Source organism: Arthrobacter sp. 35/47 (genome assembly GCF_000520475.1).
Lineage (GTDB): Bacteria > Actinomycetota > Actinomycetes > Actinomycetales > Micrococcaceae > Arthrobacter_D > Arthrobacter_D subterraneus.
Window position 1 is genome coordinate 80,157 of record NZ_KI914592.1, and the last position, 17,801, is coordinate 97,957.

The 17,801-nt window shown below is 65.6% G+C and carries 19 protein-coding genes and 1 pseudogene; 9 read left to right on the forward strand and 11 right to left on the reverse strand.

The genetic code is table 11. The features are described 5' to 3' along the window. Positions 1-14: 14 nt before the first annotated feature. The 3 genes and pseudogenes from X803_RS21420 to X803_RS0107010 form a co-directional block, all read left to right on the forward strand. Positions 15-227: pseudogene (locus tag X803_RS21420) on the forward strand (SDR family NAD(P)-dependent oxidoreductase); the annotation flags it as partial. Between the two features lie 61 nt (positions 228-288). Further along, positions 289-1,131 carry a glucose 1-dehydrogenase gene (locus X803_RS0107005; protein ID WP_245702750.1) on the forward strand — a complete coding sequence of 281 codons (843 nt, stop codon included), beginning with the start codon at positions 289-291 and terminating at the stop codon, positions 1,129-1,131. Positions 1,132-1,229: 98 nt separating this feature from the next. Continuing rightward, positions 1,230-2,294, forward strand: coding sequence for a spore photoproduct lyase family protein (locus X803_RS0107010; protein ID WP_026544593.1), 1,065 nt, complete (start codon positions 1,230-1,232; stop codon positions 2,292-2,294). A gap of 39 nt (positions 2,295-2,333) precedes the next feature. Here the strand turns inward: X803_RS0107010 and X803_RS18375 are convergent, their stop codons facing one another. Then, entirely contained in the window at positions 2,334-3,263 is a 930-nt protein-coding gene (locus X803_RS18375) for a serine/threonine-protein kinase (RefSeq protein WP_051470548.1), read from the reverse strand. Next, positions 3,260-3,607 (reverse strand): hypothetical protein, encoded by a 348-nt coding sequence (locus tag X803_RS21815; protein ID WP_090585633.1) that lies wholly within the window; start codon positions 3,605-3,607, stop codon positions 3,260-3,262. Before X803_RS21815 ends, X803_RS18375 begins: the two co-directional genes overlap by 4 nt. Before the next feature lie 183 nt (positions 3,608-3,790). Here X803_RS21815 and X803_RS0107025 point away from each other — a divergent pair, with 183 nt between their 5' ends. Together X803_RS0107025 and X803_RS18380 are read left to right on the forward strand one after the other, a co-directional pair. Then, positions 3,791-4,300 (forward strand): MarR family winged helix-turn-helix transcriptional regulator, encoded by a 510-nt coding sequence (locus tag X803_RS0107025; RefSeq protein WP_026544595.1) that lies wholly within the window; start codon positions 3,791-3,793, stop codon positions 4,298-4,300. Between the two features lie 95 nt (positions 4,301-4,395). Beyond that, complete coding sequence (locus X803_RS18380) at positions 4,396-4,884, forward strand: MarR family winged helix-turn-helix transcriptional regulator (RefSeq protein WP_051470549.1); 489 nt, start codon at positions 4,396-4,398, stop codon at positions 4,882-4,884. Position 4,885: 1 nt separating this feature from the next. Here the strand turns inward: X803_RS18380 and X803_RS0107035 are convergent, their stop codons facing one another. Then, entirely contained in the window at positions 4,886-5,167 is a 282-nt protein-coding gene (locus tag X803_RS0107035) for a hypothetical protein (RefSeq protein ID WP_162149206.1), read from the reverse strand. 89 nt (positions 5,168-5,256) lie between these two features. Here X803_RS0107035 and X803_RS18385 point away from each other — a divergent pair, with 89 nt between their 5' ends. Further along, on the forward strand, positions 5,257-6,603 hold the full coding sequence (locus X803_RS18385) for a DUF2254 domain-containing protein (protein ID WP_051470550.1): 1,347 nt from the start codon (positions 5,257-5,259) through the stop codon (positions 6,601-6,603). Between the two features lie 74 nt (positions 6,604-6,677). On the opposite strand, the gene X803_RS0107045 is transcribed toward X803_RS18385, so the two are convergent. Continuing rightward, complete coding sequence (locus tag X803_RS0107045; protein WP_026544597.1) at positions 6,678-7,136, reverse strand: DUF3817 domain-containing protein; 459 nt, start codon at positions 7,134-7,136, stop codon at positions 6,678-6,680. A 137-nt stretch (positions 7,137-7,273) separates the two neighbouring features. Here X803_RS0107045 and X803_RS0107050 point away from each other — a divergent pair, with 137 nt between their 5' ends. Then, positions 7,274-7,723 (forward strand): hypothetical protein, encoded by a 450-nt coding sequence (locus X803_RS0107050; RefSeq protein ID WP_156929991.1) that lies wholly within the window; start codon positions 7,274-7,276, stop codon positions 7,721-7,723. On the opposite strand, the gene X803_RS0107055 is transcribed toward X803_RS0107050, so the two are convergent. Continuing rightward, positions 7,720-8,247: a DUF488 domain-containing protein gene (locus X803_RS0107055; protein ID WP_026544599.1), complete on the reverse strand. Its 528-nt coding sequence runs from the start codon at positions 8,245-8,247 to the stop codon at positions 7,720-7,722. The two genes, X803_RS0107050 and X803_RS0107055, sit on opposite strands and share 4 nt — an antisense overlap. Positions 8,248-8,285: 38 nt before the next feature. Here X803_RS0107055 and X803_RS18390 point away from each other — a divergent pair, with 38 nt between their 5' ends. After that, positions 8,286-11,534 carry a DEAD/DEAH box helicase gene (locus X803_RS18390; RefSeq protein ID WP_035778178.1) on the forward strand — a complete coding sequence of 1,083 codons (3,249 nt, stop codon included), beginning with the start codon at positions 8,286-8,288 and terminating at the stop codon, positions 11,532-11,534. Positions 11,535-11,564: 30 nt separating this feature from the next. On the opposite strand, the gene X803_RS0107065 is transcribed toward X803_RS18390, so the two are convergent. From X803_RS0107065 to X803_RS0107075, 3 genes are all read right to left on the reverse strand, one after another. Further along, positions 11,565-12,170, reverse strand: coding sequence for a malonic semialdehyde reductase (locus X803_RS0107065; protein ID WP_026544600.1), 606 nt, complete (start codon positions 12,168-12,170; stop codon positions 11,565-11,567). Positions 12,171-12,317: 147 nt separating this feature from the next. Further along, on the reverse strand, positions 12,318-13,343 hold the full coding sequence (locus X803_RS0107070) for an alpha/beta fold hydrolase (protein WP_026544601.1): 1,026 nt from the start codon (positions 13,341-13,343) through the stop codon (positions 12,318-12,320). Positions 13,344-13,364: 21 nt separating this feature from the next. Then, positions 13,365-14,387: a DUF808 domain-containing protein gene (locus X803_RS0107075; RefSeq protein WP_026544602.1), complete on the reverse strand. Its 1,023-nt coding sequence runs from the start codon at positions 14,385-14,387 to the stop codon at positions 13,365-13,367. 247 nt (positions 14,388-14,634) lie between these two features. Here X803_RS0107075 and X803_RS0107080 point away from each other — a divergent pair, with 247 nt between their 5' ends. Continuing rightward, positions 14,635-14,937, forward strand: coding sequence for a DUF4193 domain-containing protein (locus X803_RS0107080; protein WP_026544603.1), 303 nt, complete (start codon positions 14,635-14,637; stop codon positions 14,935-14,937). On the opposite strand, the gene X803_RS0107085 is transcribed toward X803_RS0107080, so the two are convergent. The 3 genes from X803_RS0107085 to X803_RS18400 all read right to left on the reverse strand — a co-directional run. Next, positions 14,934-16,370: an ABC transporter ATP-binding protein gene (locus X803_RS0107085; protein WP_035778179.1), complete on the reverse strand. Its 1,437-nt coding sequence runs from the start codon at positions 16,368-16,370 to the stop codon at positions 14,934-14,936. The two genes, X803_RS0107080 and X803_RS0107085, sit on opposite strands and share 4 nt — an antisense overlap. Further along, positions 16,367-17,122 (reverse strand): energy-coupling factor transporter transmembrane component T, encoded by a 756-nt coding sequence (locus tag X803_RS18395; RefSeq protein WP_051470551.1) that lies wholly within the window; start codon positions 17,120-17,122, stop codon positions 16,367-16,369. Before X803_RS18395 ends, X803_RS0107085 begins: the two co-directional genes overlap by 4 nt. Positions 17,123-17,125: 3 nt before the next feature. Then, on the reverse strand, positions 17,126-17,801 hold a 676-nt coding region (locus tag X803_RS18400; protein ID WP_051470552.1), incomplete at its 5' end, for a hypothetical protein.

Sequence of the window (17,801 nt, forward strand, 5' to 3'; positions counted from 1 at the left end):
CACAGGAGTAGATGATGGGCCAGCCAGCGCAGCAGCAGGACGTACCCGGCGTTCAGTCGGAGATGGATCCCACACCCGATTGTGGGGAGAAGAGCTACCGCGGAAGCGGGAAACTGACCGGCAAGGCGGCGGTCATCACGGGCGGCGACAGCGGGATCGGCCGTGCCGTGGCGATCGCCTTTGCGCGCGAGGGCGCGGATGTCCTCATCTCCTACCTCAGCGAGGACCGTCGTCAAGCCGCCATAGCTGCGCGGAAGTTCCGGACACCACGAGCCAACACAGGAGTAGATGATGGGCCAGCCAGCGCAGCAGCAGGACGTACCCGGCGTTCAGTCGGAGATGGATCCCACACCCGATTGTGGGGAGAAGAGCTACCGCGGAAGCGGGAAACTGACCGGCAAGGCGGCGGTCATCACGGGCGGCGACAGCGGGATCGGCCGTGCCGTGGCGATCGCCTTTGCGCGCGAGGGCGCGGATGTCCTCATCTCCTACCTCAGCGAGGACAATGACGCCGAGGAAACCGCCCGCCACATCGAGGAAGCCGGCCGGCGGGCCGTCACCGTGCGCGGCGACCTGTCGGACTCGCAGCATTGCCGGGACATCATCGAGCTGGCAGTGCAGGAGTTCGGCAAGGTCGACGTCCTTGTAAGCAACGCCGCCTACCAGATGAGCCACGATTCCCTCGATGAGATCAGCGAAGAAGAGTGGGAGTACACGTTCAAGGTGAACGTGTCGGCGATGTTCCACCTGGTCAAGGCCGCACTGCCGCACATGGCTCCGGGCTCCTCCATCATCGGCAGCTCATCGGTGAACTCGGACATGCCGAGCCCCGCCCTGGCGCCCTATGCTGCGACCAAGGCTGCCATCGCCAACTTCTCGGCGAGCCTCGCGCAGATGCTCGGAGAGAAGGGAATCCGCGTCAACAGCGTTGCACCCGGGCCGATCTGGACGCCGTTGATTCCCGCCACCATGCCGCCGGAGAAGGTGGAACAGTTCGGCGACGACACTCCCCTGGGCCGCGCCGGCCAGCCCGCGGAACTCGCCCCCGCCTACGTGCTGCTGGCGTCCGACGACGGCAGCTACATGTCCGGAGCGCGCATCGCCGTGACCGGCGGCCGGCCAATCCTCTGACCCCGGCACCGCGAATCCCTTGAGTCGGCAGGACACGCCGCTAATTCCCGCGGATAAGGGGAGTGTCCTGCCAATTCAACGCGAGGGAGCATAAACGCATGGACTTCAACCGGCTGCTGCAGATCCGGCGCATCTATGCCCAGCCCGCAGCGCTGGAGCTGCCGCGGGGCAAGGAAATCGTGGAGCGGTGGCCGGAGGCCGAGGTTGTTCCGGTAGACAACCACTGGAACATCCCGGAAGTCCACGGTGATGAGACCAATGTGCCCCGCTGGTCACGGATCAAGACCGAGGCTCTGGTGCTGGGGGTCAAGAAGGCTCTGACGGTCAAGCCGAACGGGCGGTCCGCCGATTTCATAGCGCCCTCCACCGCCAACGGCTGTGCGATGGCGTGCGCCTACTGTTATGTTCCGCGCCATAAGGGGTACAGCAATCCGGTGACGGTCTTCGCGAACATCGACCAGATCGCCGCCGCACTCGACAGGCACGCCACCCGCCAGGGCATGAAACTGGAACCGAACCAGTGTGACCCGGAGCTGTGGGTCTACGACATCGGCGAAAACAGTGACTGCTCCGTGGACGCCCTCATCAGCGACAACGTCGAAGACCTGGTCACGCTGTTTCGCGACCTTCCGACGGCCAAGCTGTCCTTCGCCACCAAATATGTGAACCCGGAGATGCTGCGCTGGGACCACGGCGGCCACACCCGGATCCGGTTTTCCCTCATGCCCGCGGACCTCGGGAAATCCATCGACATTCGCACGTCGCCCGTGGCGGAGCGCATGGCGGCAATCAACGACTTCGTCGACGCCGGCTACGAAGTGCATGTGAACTTCTCCCCCGTAATAGTCACGGAGACCTGGCTCAACGATTGGGAGGAGCTCCTCCGCCAACTCGATGCCGCACTGAGCCCTGCCGCCAAGGCGCAGCTCGCCGCTGAAGTCATCTTCCTGACCCACAACGAGCGGCTTCACGAGGTCAATCTTGGCTGGCATCCACAAGCGGAGAAAGCGTTGTGGCGGCCGGAACTGCAGGAGTCCAAGGTCTCCTCAAACGGCTTCACCAACGTCCGGTACCGTTCAGGTGCCAAGGCGCGCTATGTCCGGGAACTGACAGCACTCATCGAACGGATCACACCGTATATCCGGATCCGCTATGCGTTCTGAACGGGCGGCGTCTGGTCCGAGCAGGGCGCCCGTGGAAAGTCAGACAGCGAGCGCGAGGTGAGGCGCGGTACGTGAGCCGTAAGAAACGGCGTCGGGGCCCGTGAGCACGCCGGGGCCCGTGAGCACGCCCGGCCCAGTGCGCATGTGTGAGCCCGTGCTGACGCCGGAGCCCGTGAGCATAGCCAGCGCCTCGGCCGGTGTGGGGCGCAACGCCGGGTCCATGGAGGTCATGGCGCGGATGAGGCGCTGCCAGAACACCGGGACAGTGTCAGGAATGACCGGGTTGCGTAGCGTCCGGGCAACCAGCGACTCGATCGCCGGGAGGCAGAACGCCCGGTCACCGGTGAGGCATTCGAGCAGTACCAGTCCGAGGGAGTACATGTCACTCGCTGTGCCGACGCCTGAACCGCGCGCCTGCTCGGGGCTCATGTAGAGCACAGTGCCGCTGGAGGATGCGTCGTCGTCGGAATTCACGCCGCGGGCAGCAGTCCCGAAGTCAACCAGCTTGGGCTGGGGCGCCGGTGATCCTCCCGCGGTAAGCGGGATCATGATGTTCGACGGCTTGATGTCCCGGTGCACGATGCCCTCGGCAGCCAGGGACTGCAGCGCCCGGAGAAGCCCGTAGGCCCAGGCGGTCACATCGACGTTATGCGGGGTTGAACTCCGCAGCAGGTCGCGCAGGTTCACTCCCGGAACCAGTTCCTGCACAAGGTAGGCGCCGGCTGTCTGTCCGCTGTCACCAGCGACACCGGAATCCAGGACGCGCGCTACATACGGAGAATCGACCTGCGCCTGCAGCCGCGCTTCATCAGTGAAGGAATGGCCGGCGGAGCGCGCCACCTTGACCGCCACTGTCGTGTAGGTCTCACGGTCGGTGGCAGCCCACAGGACTCCGGCCGCACCGGAGCCGATGGCCCGCTGAAGCTCCCAGCGTCCCGCCAGCGTCGAGGAGGTGGGACCGCCGCTCACTGATGGCTGCGATCGGACCGGGCGGCCCACAGCATGGTGGCGACGTCCGCCCGGGCGAGCCCTGCGGATTCAGCAATTTCCTCGAGCGGGCAGCCGTTCGAAGCGGCCTGCTCAATGGCTTCCGTGAGAGCACTCTGCGCGCGGTCCAGCTCCCATTCAAGCGACTCCACTGCTCCGGCAGCTGCGATGATCCGCTCTGTATGCGGCACGCCGTCGTGCATTGCATCGCCCAGGCCTTCTGGCAGCCACAGGCCGTCAAGAGAAGAGGCGTCAAGACAAGAGCCGTCGTGCGTCGCAGGAACCGGTGTCAGTGCGCCGCGCGATGTATGAGCGACTGTGGACATCAACTGCTCCGTTCGGTAGGTAGAATAGTATCTAGTTCAGCTAGTTATATACGACCTTAGCTTGAGGTGTCCACGATGAAAAACCGAAAAAATGAAGGCCTTCTTGAGATATCCTGAAAATAACGACCGTTCTTTAGGTTTCCTCGGTGTCCTAGCAAGTAGCGGAACTATAAAATGGTCGATATGGAAACTGCGATGAGCACCGAGGGCGCAGGGTACTGGTACGCCGACCAGGAGAACCCCGGCGGCGTTGACGTCCTTAACGCCCTGCGCGTCTACCGTGCGGCCGAGGCTGAGATGCGCCGGCGCATTCGGGAGTCCATGAAGATGAACGAGACCGACCTGATGGCGATCCGGTATGCGATGCGGGCCCACAAAGCCGGGCACTGCATCAGTCCCAAGGATCTTTCGCGGATGCTGAACATCTCCACCGCGTCAACAACCGGACTGATTGACCGACTCGTGGCCAGCGGGCACCTCATTCGCCGGCCGCATCCGACGGACAGGCGATCGGTGGAGATTGTGCCGACCGGCAGCGCGGACATCGAAGTGCGGGAAACCTTGGGGGAAATGCACCAACGGATGATGGAGGTCGCGGAATCCCTCAGCCCGGAAGAGGCGCTGCACGTGACGCGCTTTCTCCAACGCATGACATCGGCAATCGAAAAACAGGACACCCATCACCACGCCTGAGGGCCGGGCCCGGGAACCCTTCCTTACACGACAGAAGCAGACACACAAGCGACCGCAAGGATTCGTTGCACGGCGACCGGAAGAGAAACAACATCATGGATATCGCGCAGTGGCCAACAAACCGACTTCTCAATACGGCCGCACGGCTGAGCTCCAACCTGGAAAATGAACGGCTACGCAGGCTGGGAACCACCCATGCCGGGCTGCTGACGCTTCGCATTCTGGGACGGACAAGTCCTGTCACCCAGGTGGAGCTCGCCCGGGAGCTGCGCGTTCAGGCCCAGACCATCGGCAAACTGCTTGAGCGGCTCGAAGTCCGTGGGCTGATCCACAGAACCAGGAGCGACGACGACCGCCGCGTCTTCTTTGTCCACCTCACCCCCGCGGGGGAAGCAATCCTGCAGCAGGCGCAGGCGATGGAAGACGAGCAGTCATCGGATGGTTCGCACGCGGTCCTGAGGGAAGAGCTGATCGCTCACATCCGGGACCTTGGCGGGTTCCCCAAAGCGGCGGACCGGCGGCCCGAACTGCGGATGGTTCAGGCGGAAGATGAGCTCGCGGGACAGGACCTCACGGCGGGCTGACTCAACCCGCGAGCAGGCCTTCGCACCGTTCGGTAGCAGAATGCGTGGTGCGCGCCTCGAATAGCCGTGCATCGAGTTCCTCAAGGTCGCGGACCGCCGCAGAGATGAGACGCTGCGCGTGATCGGGATCACGCGACACCTCGCACGCCTGCTGTACATCCAGGAGGGTGCGCGCAAGCTGGACCCTCACCCGCTCCAGGTCGCGGACCCGGCGGGGTGATTCTCGCAGCTCTTCAGCGATGCCCGTCTGACTCTCGCAGTGGGCTGACGGCCGGGAACTCATTGACGACTGAAGCACCCCAAAATCATAAGCAGGCTGTGTATCTTCCTGCAAACCGACACTCCGGGGATACTGCTTGTTAGGGTTCGACCATGGAACCCACGCGGCCATCCCGGCATATCGCCTCAAACCTGACTCCGGGCGTCATCCGGGATTACGTCCGGACGCAGCTCTGGCCCGTACCCCTTGCGGCCGTGATCGCCTCCGTGGCGCTGGCCCAGTGTGTCACCTGGCTGGACCACCTGCTCGACGACGACATGCCGCCGGCGCTTTCCGCCCTGCTGTTCGGCGGAGGCGCGCCCGCTGCCCGCTCACTCATGGAAGCGATCGCCGCCTCCACGATTACGGTCACCTCACTGACTTTCTCCCTCACGGTGGTCACCCTGCAGCTGGCGAGCAGCCAGTACTCCCCCAGGCTCCTGCGGACGTTCACCAGCGACCGGTTTGTCCACAACACCCTCGCGCTCTTCCTGTCGACCTTCGCCTTTGCGCTCACCGTCCTGCGGACCATCAGGGACGAGGACGGGCCCTCAACAGGCTTTGTCCCGGAAATCGCCGTCACACTCTCGTTCCTGCTTGCACTGGCAACAGTCGTGGGCCTGGTGCTGTTCCTCGGCCATCTCTCCCGCCAGCTCCGGGTGGAACGGATGCTGGTCGAGGTACGGAACGACTTCATGACGATGGTGGGCGGCACCGGTTCCGAGTCCGAACCCCTTCACTATGTCCCCGACGCCCCGCCGGGTGCAGTCGAACTTCGGGCAACGACATCGGGTTTCCTGGTGCAGGCAAACGAGCCGGCGCTGCTGAAGGCTGCTGAGCAGTTCAACGTCACCATCGCCCTGGATCGCCCGCCCGGGGATTTCCTCGTCGAAGGAACTCCCTTCGCACACGCCTGGAAACTCGGCGGCGACTCACCGGACGGGTGGAGCTCTGAGCAAACCGATGGACTACGGCAGGCGGTTTGCAATGCCCTGACCATCGGATTCGAGCGAAACTCGGTCCAGGACATCGGATTCCCCCTGCAACAGATCCTCGACGTAGCGGTACGGGCGATCTCCCCGAGCGTCAATGATCCGACCACCTGCGTGCACGCACTGGGCCACCTTTCAACGGGCCTGTCCGCGCTTGCCCGTGAGGGTCAGGGCCACCGGGTAATGACCGACGGTCAGGGGCGTGCAAGGGTTTTCCTTGCCCGGCGGACGTTCGCCACACTGTTGGACCTGGTGGTTTCGCAGATCTGCACCTACGGGATGGATGATCCGCGTGTGGCCCGCCGCCTGGTGGAGCTGTTGTCGGAGGTCGAGCACAATGATCCAGCCCACCGGCAGGCTGAACAGATCCGCAGACAGCGGCACCGGATCTCCCGTGCCATCGCGGGAAGCCAGCTCGACCCCGTCGACCGGCAGGACCTCCTCGCGGAATGCGGCGCCAAACCCTGACAGACGGTGGTGCCAGCCCACCGAAAAGCCCGCCGAACAGGCGGCGGCGTCAGCCCACCGCTCCGGGAAGAGCGTCAGCCCACCGGAACGGGCGGTCCGGCGATCAGGAGCGCCGCGAAGACAACGCTCACGCCGATGATCGCCACCAGGACCGCCGGGAGCGGGTTGCGCAGCACCCAGGCCTGCAGGTTCTCCACCGCACCGGCTGGGTGCTCTTTTCCGGACGCAAGCCGCCAACCGCCGTCGAGCTTTCCGCGGCGCTCAAGCTGCCAGTCGAAGAGGACCGTCGCGAAGGGAACCACACCGGCGAGCAGTCCCAGGGCGCCGGTGCCGGCACTCCACCGCTGGTTCACCCAGACAAAGGAGGTGCTCACGAGGTATGCGAGGAACACAAAGCCGTGCAGCGCACCGCCGACGGAGACCAGCGCATCGGTGGTCCCGGCAACGTACTTCAGGTACATGCCCGCAAGGAGCAGCGCCCACGTGACAGCCTCCGCGACGGCGACGCTGCGGAAGAGGGTACGAGGGGTCATGGAGGTCTCCTGGTCAGGTGCGGGCGGTCCCTTAAATCTAGCGCAGCACCCGGCCGCCGACCCATTCCGGACGGACTCCCCGAGAACGGGAAAGCGTAGAATTGAGGCATCAGCCGGTGTATCGAGATTGGCCTCTGATGAACACTTCTGCCGCCAGGAACCGTGGGCTCTGGGAAGGGTCGGTCGGGCGTGTACCGATGCTTGCCGCAGCTTCTTCCGCTGCCACAACACTCCTGTTCATACCGATCCTGCTGCGCAGCCCGTCCACTACTGAGGCGCTGTCGGCATTCTGGCTGATGGCGTTTGTCGCGGCCGCACCCCTCACCGCCTATCTGCTCAACCGCCGCCTGCACGCTGACCTTGGCGTGGTGGAATCGTTGCTGGTCGGGTTGCCGCAACTGCCCGTGATCGTCCTGCTCTCGGTGGCGGGAGTGTGGCTCGACGTACAGCGGGGGTTTCTGCTGGCGGGCTCCGGCGAGGAGGCCATGTCCTACGGGATCGGGATCAGCGTCTCCGCCGTTGCCGGCGCGGTTCTCCTGGTCCTCGTCGCGGTTGCCGCCCGGCTGGGCGGGATTCGCCGAAACTAGTCCTGCACATCCCAGTACACGGCACCGCCGCAGACCCGTGCCCCGGCAGACGGCTCGTGCGCGGTCAGCGAACCGTTCGGCATGAGATGCTGCACCTCGAAGCCATGCAGCAGCACCAGGACGTCCGCCACAATGCGCCGGTGGCAGCGCCACCAGACGCTCTCGCTGCACATGATTGCCGTGGCTCGCTCCGCGGCCGTTTCCCGGAGCACCCTGAGCGCCGCAGTGAATTCCCCGGTCCTGGTGTAGGCGGCGTAGGCACGGAACTGCGCAACCCGCCACCACTGGTCCGTTTCCGGCTCACCGGCAGTACGACGACGGCGGCCGCCCAGATCCTCCAGCCACACGTAGTCGATCCCCTCGGACGGCAGCCACTGCTCGAGCGCTTCCCTACGCGTGTCGTCATTGCGGCGGCTCCCCGGAAAGCGGCGCACATCCGCGAGCACCTCCACGCCGGCGCCGCGGAGCAGCGCGCTGAACTGGTCCCGGTCCGCTGTCCCATGCCCCACAGTGAGTAGTCGCATGGAGCCAGTCTGTCAGGAGCGCGTGAGAGCATGAATTCATGCCCGAGTCCGCGTATCCCATGATCGATGTCGCCGACATCATCCGCATGGTGGGCGGCGCCGCGTTCCAGCGCGGTCAGGGCTATGCCAAGGACTCCCTGGTGCAGGGGCTCACCTTCGAACCGGAGTCGACAACGGTGCACGCCCGGGTGATGGGCACGTCGCCGTCGCCGTACCGCACCCAGCTGTATTTGGCGCGGAAGGGTGACGGCCGGTACCACCTCCGGGACAGTGTGTGCTCCTGTCCGGTGGGGCTGGACTGCAAACATGTTGCCGCCGTCGCGCTCCGGTCCAACATGGAGAACCTGCGCTCCAATGCGGAGCTGACGGCGCCGGCGTCGCCGTCCCGGCCCGCCGGGTGGCAGGAGTCCCTCTCCGGGCTGCTCTCAGCCCACCAGCACGACGACGGTGCGCTGGCTGCCGTCCAGACCACTCCCCTGGGGCTGCAGTTTGAACTCCGGCCCACCACCGTGTCCCGGTGGGAGAAGGGGCGCGCCTACCGCGGCTACAAGCTCGGCGTCCGCCCGGTGATCCGGAATGCCAAGGGCAACTGGGTCAAGAACAACCTGGCGTGGGGCAATATCAGCTACCAGACGTACGGGCTCAAGCTGGACCCGGATCAGCACCGCTGGTTTGCCCAGTTCCCGGCGCTGCACCGCGGCACCGGCGTCACGTATTTCGGCAACAACGATTCCTGGCTGCACCTGGATGATTTCAGCAATCCCCTGCTCTGGCAGCTGCTTCAGGAGGCACAGCGGCTTGGGATCGCCTTCGTCGGGTCCAAGAAGAGCGTGAACGTGCAGCTGGCATCCCAGGCAGTACTGCTGCTCGACGCCACCACCGCCGACGGCGCCATCCAGCTCTGCCCGGCCATCAACATCGACGGGGAGAACCACCCGCCGCAGACGGCGCACGTGATCGCCAACCACGGCGTCTACACCGCGTCGGAGGACGGCGTCATCACGCTGGCCCCCACCACCCGGAAGCTCACCGACCACAACCGCGAGCTCCTGGAGCGGACCCGGCCGGTCCGCATTCCGGAGTCGGAGAAACAGGAGTTCCTGGCCGGCTTCTATCCGCGGCTCATCCAGTCCATCGACGTGGTCAGCAGCGACGGCTCCGTCACCTTCCCGGAAATCATTCCGCCCGTCCTGGTGCTGACAGCCACCTTCGGCGATGACCAGCTCGATCTCTCTTGGGACTGGGCCTACCGGACCGGTGACACCGAGACCCGCAAACCCCTGAAAAACAACGACGCCGACGGCAGCTACCGTGATGCCGCCGCCGAAAGCGCGGCCCTGGAGTCGGTCCGCGAAGCGCTCGGAGGGCGCATGGTCAAGGACCGCACCTTCACCGGCATGGACATGGTGGATTTCACGGAGACAGTGCTGCCCCGCGTGGAGCGCCTCGACGCCGTCCGGGTGGACATCATCGGGAGCAGGCCCACGTTCGAGGAACTCACCGAGACGCCGCAGCTCCTCATCACCACCGTGGACACCGAAGACCGCGACTGGTTTGACCTCGGTGTGCTGGTGACGGTGCAGGGCCGAAAAATCCCGTTCGACCATATCTTCACCGCCCTGGCCAAGGGTTCCAACCGGATCAAGCTGGTGGACAACAGCTACCTGTCCCTGAACCAGCCCATCTTCGATCAGCTCCGCGAACTCATCGACGAGGCCCGGATGCTCAATGAGTGGGAGACCGGCCTGCGGATCAGCCGCTACCAGGCGGGGCTGTGGGCCGAGTTCGAGGACCTGGCGGAGGAAACGGAGCAGGCCGAGTCCTGGCGGGCTGCCGTGAACGGGCTGCTGGAACTGACCGAAGTGGAGCAGACCCCGCTGCCGGACGGGCTGCAGGCCACGCTCCGCCCGTACCAGGTGGACGGTTTCAACTGGCTCGCGTTCCTCTGGAACCATGGCCTCGGCGGTGTGCTTGCCGATGACATGGGGCTCGGCAAGACCCTGCAGACGCTGGCGCTGCTGACCCACGCGAAGAGCAGCGGCGAGCAGCGGCCGTTCCTCGTCGTCGCGCCCACCTCCGTGGTGCCGAACTGGATCGCGGAGGCGCAGCGCTTCGCACCGGGGCTGGCGGTCCGCGGTATCGCGGACACGCAGGCCAAGAGCGGCACACCGGTGGCGGAGCAGGTGGAGGGCGCCGACGTCGTCATCACTTCCTATGCCCTGTTCCGGCTGGACCATGACGCCTACAAGTCGCTGGAGTGGGCCGGGCTCATCCTGGATGAGGCGCAGTTCGTGAAAAACCATGCGGCCAAGGTGCACCGGTGCGCCAAGGAGCTGGACGCGCCGTTCAAGCTCGCCATCACCGGCACTCCCATGGAGAACAACCTCATGGAGCTGTGGGCGATGTTCAACATCACCGCTCCGGGGCTGTTCCCGTCATCGCGCGCGTTCACCGAGGAGTACCGGACTCCGATCGAGAAGCAGGGAAACACAGAGCGGTTGCAGCGGCTGCGGCGGCGCATCCGCCCGCTGATGATGCGGCGCACCAAGGAGGCGGTCGCGTCGGACCTGCCGCCGAAACAGGAACAGGTCCTCGCCGTGGAGCTGCATCCGCGGCACCGGAAGATCTATCAGACGCACCTGCAGCGGGAGCGGCAGAAACTGCTGGGCCTGATTGAAGACCTCGACCGGAACCGGATGATCGTGTTCCGCTCGCTGACCCTGCTGCGGATGCTCAGCCTCGACGCGTCACTGGTGGAGCCCGAGTATGAGGGGGTGCCGTCGGCAAAGCTGGACGTTCTCTTCGAGCAACTGGAGGACGTCCTCGCTGAGGGGCACCGCGCCCTGGTGTTCAGCCAGTTCACGTCCTACCTCAAGATCGCCGCCGCCCGCCTGGAGGCCCAGGGTGTCGAGTTCGCCTACCTCGACGGCTCAACCCGCAAGCGCGGCGAAGTCATCGACTCGTTCAAGAACGGCCGCGCACCGGTTTTTTTGATCAGCCTGAAGGCCGGCGGTTTCGGGCTGAATCTCACCGAGGCCGACTACTGCTTCCTGCTGGACCCGTGGTGGAACCCGGCCACCGAGTCGCAGGCGGTGGACCGGACGCACCGCATCGGACAGACCAAGAACGTGATGGTCTACCGGATGGTCTCCACCGACACCATCGAGGAGAAGGTGATGAAGCTGAAGGAGCAGAAGGCCAGGCTGTTCAGCTCGGTCATGGATGACGACGCCGTCTTCAGCTCAGCCCTGACGGCGGACGACATCCGGGAACTGCTCGCCGGATAGCCGCCCGCCGCGGGGATGGTGAGGTCCGCCTCAGACGGTGCGGACGACGTCGTCGTAGGCGAACTTGGGCTTCGCTTCGCCCCAGGCTTCATCTCCCGGCCGGCCGATGTTGACCACCAGGAAGCTCTTCTGGTCCCCGGCGGGGAAGAAGGCGGCGTCGATGGCGTCAAAATCCGCGCCGGTCATAGGACCTGCCGCAAAGCCGAGGGAACGCACCGCGAGGATGAAGTAGCCGGCCTGCAGGTGCGCGTTGTTGTTGCCGGTGGCGGCCGCCAGCTCGGGATCGGCGTCGTACATCGCCTTGGGCGCGTTGTAGCCGGGGAGGAAGGTGTCCCACCGCTCGGCCCAGTTTGTGTCATAGCTGAGGATGGCAACCAGCGGAGCGGACGCGGTCTTGGCCTTGTTCCCTGCCATGAGTGCGCCGACGAGGTCAGCGCGGGCTGCTTCCGAACGGACGTAGGTGACGCGCAGCGGCTGCGAGTTGAACGCCGTGGGGCCGAACTTGGCCAGCTCGTAGATGGCCTGGGCCTGCTCCTCCGTCACCTCTCCGGTGAAGGAATTGGCGGTGCGTGCCTTGGCAAAAATGGCGTCGACGGCGGCTGAATCGATGACTGCTTCTTCGTGCGCAATGGTCATTTGGCTTACCTCTCGCTCAGCCTCCACGAATCGTGGCGGCTACTGTGCTTCCGTAAGTTGCAACTTCAACTATTCGGGCGCTGTTCCCCGTGGCGCGGTGATGCTCATCACGATTGCGGAGCTCTCTACGCGTTCGCCGGTTTCGCGTCAGGCCGCGCCGAGGTGGCTCATGATCGCCTTCATCACCCCGGTCATCTGCGGATACGGGAACGGGTGGCCGACGCCCTCCAGCCAGAGCCCCTGGGCGGAAGGGATGGCTGCGGCAAGTCGGTGTCCGTGCTCAATGGGCAGGAACGCATCGGCGGTCCCGTGGATCACCAGGGTGGGAGCAGTGACCTGGCCAAGCAGCGGGTATCGGGAGCGGGTCACGGAGACCGCAACCTGATGCTGCAGCAGTGCCCGCATGTTGAGTCCGTTTCGTTCCCGAAGGTCGTAGAGAACAATCCTGGTCCACTCTTCGACGTCGACCGGTTCATCGCCGCCTTGCCCCACGAGCCCGGCGATGAGCTCCTTCACCAGATTTGTTTCACCGCCGAGCAGTCGGTAGCGCAGCAGGGGCAGGCCGGCCGCTACGGAACGGACCAGCGGCCAGGTGCGGGGGCCCGGCATGGAGGGGTCGGTCGGGTCGGCCGAGGTGGACATGAGTGTGAGGGAACGGACACGTTCTGGGTGGGCGATCACCACTTCCTGGGCCACAAAACCTCCGAGGGAGAGCCCGATCAGGTGCGCGCGCTCGATGCGCAACTCGTCGAGGACCGCAACAACGTCACGGGCCATGTCGATCAGCGAATACGGCTGCTTCCGGTTCCAGTCCGGCATCCAGCTCGATGCGCCGGTGCCCCGGTGGTCATACCTGACCACGCGGTAGCCCGCCGCGGACAGACTCCGCAGGAAGCTGGGCGGCCAGAACAGCGAGCCCACTCCGAGCGAGGAGCTAAGCAACACGACACCCTTCTCCTCACCGGTGGGAGGAATGGACTCGTACCAGATGTGCACGCCGCCGGATTGGGCATATCCCGAGGTACCTGTGACAACTCCGGTCAAGGGCTCCGCCCGAACGCGGGCGATCGTCGCCTCGGTGCCCGGTGGGAGAGTCGGTCCCCGCCAGGTCAGCAGGGCCGCGAGCCCGGTCAGCCCCAGCCCCGCCGATACCAGCGCTGCCTTCTTCTTCATCGCCGCCTTCCCGGCGGAGAACTAGGGGGTGGGCTCAGCCGGATGCTTTTTCGGCCGGTACCCGGCCATGGCTGCGCGGACGTCGCCCTCCTCATGTGCGCCCTTGTCCTTGCCGAACGGCAACGCCTTGAGCACCGGGTGCAGGATAGCCACGACAAGCAGTCCCCAGCCGAGCCCGAGCACGGCCGAGCACAGGGTGTTCACGAGCCAGGCAAGGAGGCCGCCCACTACCGGGATTCCCACGAACGGCGCCTCGAGGGCGTGGACCAGGTCATACGGCAGATGCCAGCCGAGGTCGTATGCCCCCTGCAGCATGATGTGGCCGCCGACCCAGAGCATGGCAACGGTGCCGATCAGTGTGATGGCCGCGAGCACGGCCGGCATGCCTTTGACGAGCATTTCGCCGAAGCGCTTGGACCCGGCGGAGTCCTTGGTGGCGAGGTGCAGACCGATGTCATCCATTTTCACGATCAGGGCGACGGCCCCGTACACGAGGACCGTGATCGCCAGTGCCACCACCACCAGGATGATCGCGCGGGACCAGATGGACTCGGCGGCAACCTCGTTCATGGAGATGACCATGATCTCGCAGGACAGGATGAAGTCGGTGGTGATGGCGCCCTTGATGACCTTGGCTTCCGCTTCCGGTCCGCGTTCCACGGCCGGAGCTTTCTCATCCTTGTGGTCACCGCGCAGCTTGTGCCACACCTTCTCCGCGCCTTCAAAGCAGAGGTAAGTGCCGCCCAGCATGAGGATGAACGGAATGAGCCAGGGAATAAAGGCACTGATGAGCAGCAGCGCCGGCAGGATGATCAGCAGTTTGTTCCGGAGCGAGCCCCAGAAAATGCGCTTGATCATGGGAAGCTCACGGGACGGGTCCGACCCCGACACGTACTGCGGGGTGACTGCGGCGTCGTCGATCACTACTCCGGCAGCCTTGGCTCCCGCCCGACCGGCCCCCGCGGCGATATCGTCCACTGAAGCGGCGGCAATGCGGGCCAGTGCTGCGACATCGTCCAGCAGCGCGACGAGACCGCCGCTCACAGGTCAGCCCCGCACTGCTCGAGGGTAGAGGGCTGCGCGTGGAAGCGTCGGTCTGGGCGCGTGATTGGCATGTTCGGATTATATGGCGTCGGGCTGATCGCCGTCAGGAAAGGTCCGCGACGAGGAGTGCGGAGATTCCCATGTAGACTCAGGACCCCTGTTATGCGCGGGAACAAAGACGTGCGATCCTGTGTTGCACACTTGCTGTAGTCATACCCGCCCACGGTCAGAGAGAAGAACACCTAAATTGGCAACCGATTACGACGAAGTCCGTTCCGACGTCAAGGAGTCTCAGGACCGGTCCCTGGAGGCACTGCAAGCCGCCAACGCCCCGGATGCGCGCAGCGTCGTAACTGAGCTGGACGAAGCCGATTCCCTTGACGAGGGGCTTACGCCCGGTGGGGAGATCGTCTCTGAAGAGCTGATCGTCCAGGTGGTTCCGCAGGGCGCGGACGAGTTCACCTGCTATTCCTGTTTCCTGGTGCGCCACCGGTCCCAGAAGGCGCGGGAAAGCGATGGACACGCCTACTGCGTCGAGTGCGAGGGCTAGCCCTCCGCGCCTATCCGATAAATCCGCGAGCTCACCGCCCGGGCGAAGGCCTCGTCATGCGTGGCCATCATGAGGGTCCCGCCGTCGCCGAGGTGTCCCCATAGAAGCCGGGCGAGAATATCGCGCCCGCGCAGGTCCAGGCCCACTGTCGGCTCATCGAGCACCCACAGGCGGGGCCCGGTAGCCATCAGTGACGCCAGGGCAACGAGCCGTCGGTCGCAGAAACCCAGGTCATGCGGATGGCGGTGAACAACATCCGCAAGCCCGACGGCGGTCAACGCCTCATGCGCGCACCGCTCCGCTTCCTTCCGGGGCAGCCCAGCAGCCGTCGGGCCGTAGGCAACCTCGCGCAGCGCGGTGTGCTCGAAAAGCTGCTGGTCGGTGTCCTGAAAGAGGTAACCGACCGTGGAGGCAAGCGATCCCACGGGCCGCCCCCGAAGGTCCTCCCCATAGATCTGGACCGTTCCCGCATCCGGCCGGAGCAGTCCGTTGAGGTGCTGCAGCAGGGTCGATTTCCCTGACCCATTCGGCCCGAGCACCGCGACCGCCTCACCGCTGGACACGTCAAGGGCCGCTATGGACAGGACCGGTTCCGCGCCGTACCCGAAGCTGAGGTCGCGGATCCGGACGGCCGGCATACCGCCGTCCTTTACGACGGACGCCAAGGGTGCAGCGTCGGGAACTGTCCCGTCGACACCGATCCCGTACCTGCCGAGGTCTTCACCGCATCGCGCGTCCGGACCAACGGCAACCATCGAACCGCCGGAGAGCACCAGCACCCGGGTTGCCGGATCTGTGTCGCGGGGAAGCATCGGCTCGAACTGCAGGATGGCGGTTCCGTTCTCCCCCAGCGCAGCTAACAACAACTCGAGATCCCGGCGCCCAGCGACATCGAGACCCTTGAACGGCTCATCGAGTACCAGCAACCCAGGATCACCGACGACAGCGGCCGCGATAGCGACGCGCTGCAGCTCACCCCCGGATAACCGCCGCGGATCCCGATCCAGCAGGTCGCTCAGCCCGAGCCGCACGGCAGCCAGGTCAACGAGCGCATGCATCCGCCCGGCAGCAACACCGCGGTTCGCCAGCCCAAACGCAATTTCCTCGGCCACGGTCGCACAGACCATCGACAAGTGTGCATGCGCCCGCTGCCCGACGTACCCGACATGCTGCGCCCACGCCGCAGGATCAATCCGCGGATCCGAACCGGAGCCGGCGAAGACCAACTGCTCCCCCGCAACAGACAGTGTGCCAAGGAACCGGTGGCCCTGACCGGCGTCGAACTGTCCCGCCAGCACCCGCGCCAGGGTGCTCTTCCCGGAACCGGAGGCTCCGACCACCAGCGCACGCTCCCCCACGCCCAGGCTGAAAGCGATGCCAGTCAGCACCGCGCCGTCGTCGTAGGCGAAGCTCTCCAGCTCAAGGGAAATCATGCGGGCCTCCCGACATACCACCAGAAAGTGAAAACGACGACGGCGGCAAGCATCCCCCAGCGGAGCATCCGCTGGGCTGCGGTGTCAGTGTCGGCACGGTAGCTGGTGCGTGGGCCGGTTCCGGCGAAGCCCCGGGCGTCGAGGGTGCGGGAGCGGTCCGCGGCGTCGGTGAGAAGACCGGCGATGAGCGGACGCCCAACCATGACCAGCGCCCGGAGCTTCGAGATCGGGCCGCGGGTCACCACCAGACCGCGCGCCTGTTGCGCCCTGGTGATCTGCGACGCCCGGTCCGCCACGAACGGCGCCAGTCCCAGGGCCGATCCGAGCACGTATACGAGCTTCCGGTTCCAGCCACGGTGGGTCAGGGTGTTCAGCAGTTCGGAGACCTCCAGCGACAACGCCGCCGTGAGAAGGAGGCCGGTGAAGGCAGCAACGCGGGTACCCATCTCCAGCGCGAAGAGCAGCCCCTCCGCGGTGACGGCGGCCGGGCCGAGGTCGAGCAGGACCCTCTCCCCTTCCGGGTAGAACAGCCCGTGGAGGAGGAGGAGGAACAGCAGCATCGGCCCCGCCAGCACACCGAAGGCGACGGCGATGCGCCCAGCCCGCCCGGATGTTGCCGCTGCGGGAAGTACCAGCAGCAGGAGAACGGCGAGCGAAAAACGCCAGTCGTCGATCACCATCACCAGCACCACCAGCAGTCCGGCGATGGTCAGCTCGGTGAGCGGGTTGAGGATCCGGCGGCGGAACCTCACCTGCTACTTCCTTTCGGCAGCGCTCTCGTCCCGGCTGCCTGCGTCACCGGAGGACGCACCCAACAGCACCCGGTGCCGCCGGACAAAGGTGAACGCGTTCCGGGTACGGCGCGGCAGCGCGTACACGATCAGCGCCACGACGGTGAAAATGATCAGCTTGTCGATGGTGTCCGACGTCAGGCCCTGCTTGGTCGCAGCAACCAGCAGCGTATCCCCCATCGCGCGGAACGCGGCAACAATGGCGTTGGTGCCCATGGTTCCGGCGGCGCCGAACATGAAGGCCGCCACCGGAGCGGCCAGCAAACCGCCGACGACGCCGGTCAGCAGGCCCGCGACCGGCACCAGATAGAGGCGGCGGAACATGCCCCAGCGCGCGGCCAGGCCAGCAAGCAGCCCGATCGCGGCGGAACCGGCAGCGAACGGCAGGGCGAATGGGTTGAACAGGCCCCAGATCGCGTTGCTGAGCACGCCGGTCGCGGCGCCCGCGGCGGGGCCGGCGAGGACGCCGATCAGCACGGTGCCGAGAGCATCAAGGTAGATCGGCAATCCGAGCGTTCCGGCGAGTTGCCCGAAGGAGATGTTGAGCGCGATACCCACCGGCATCAGCACCACCGCCTGCGTATTCAGCCCGGGCAGGATGCCCGCGACCAGCAGAGCGCCTCCCCCGAGAAAGCCCAGC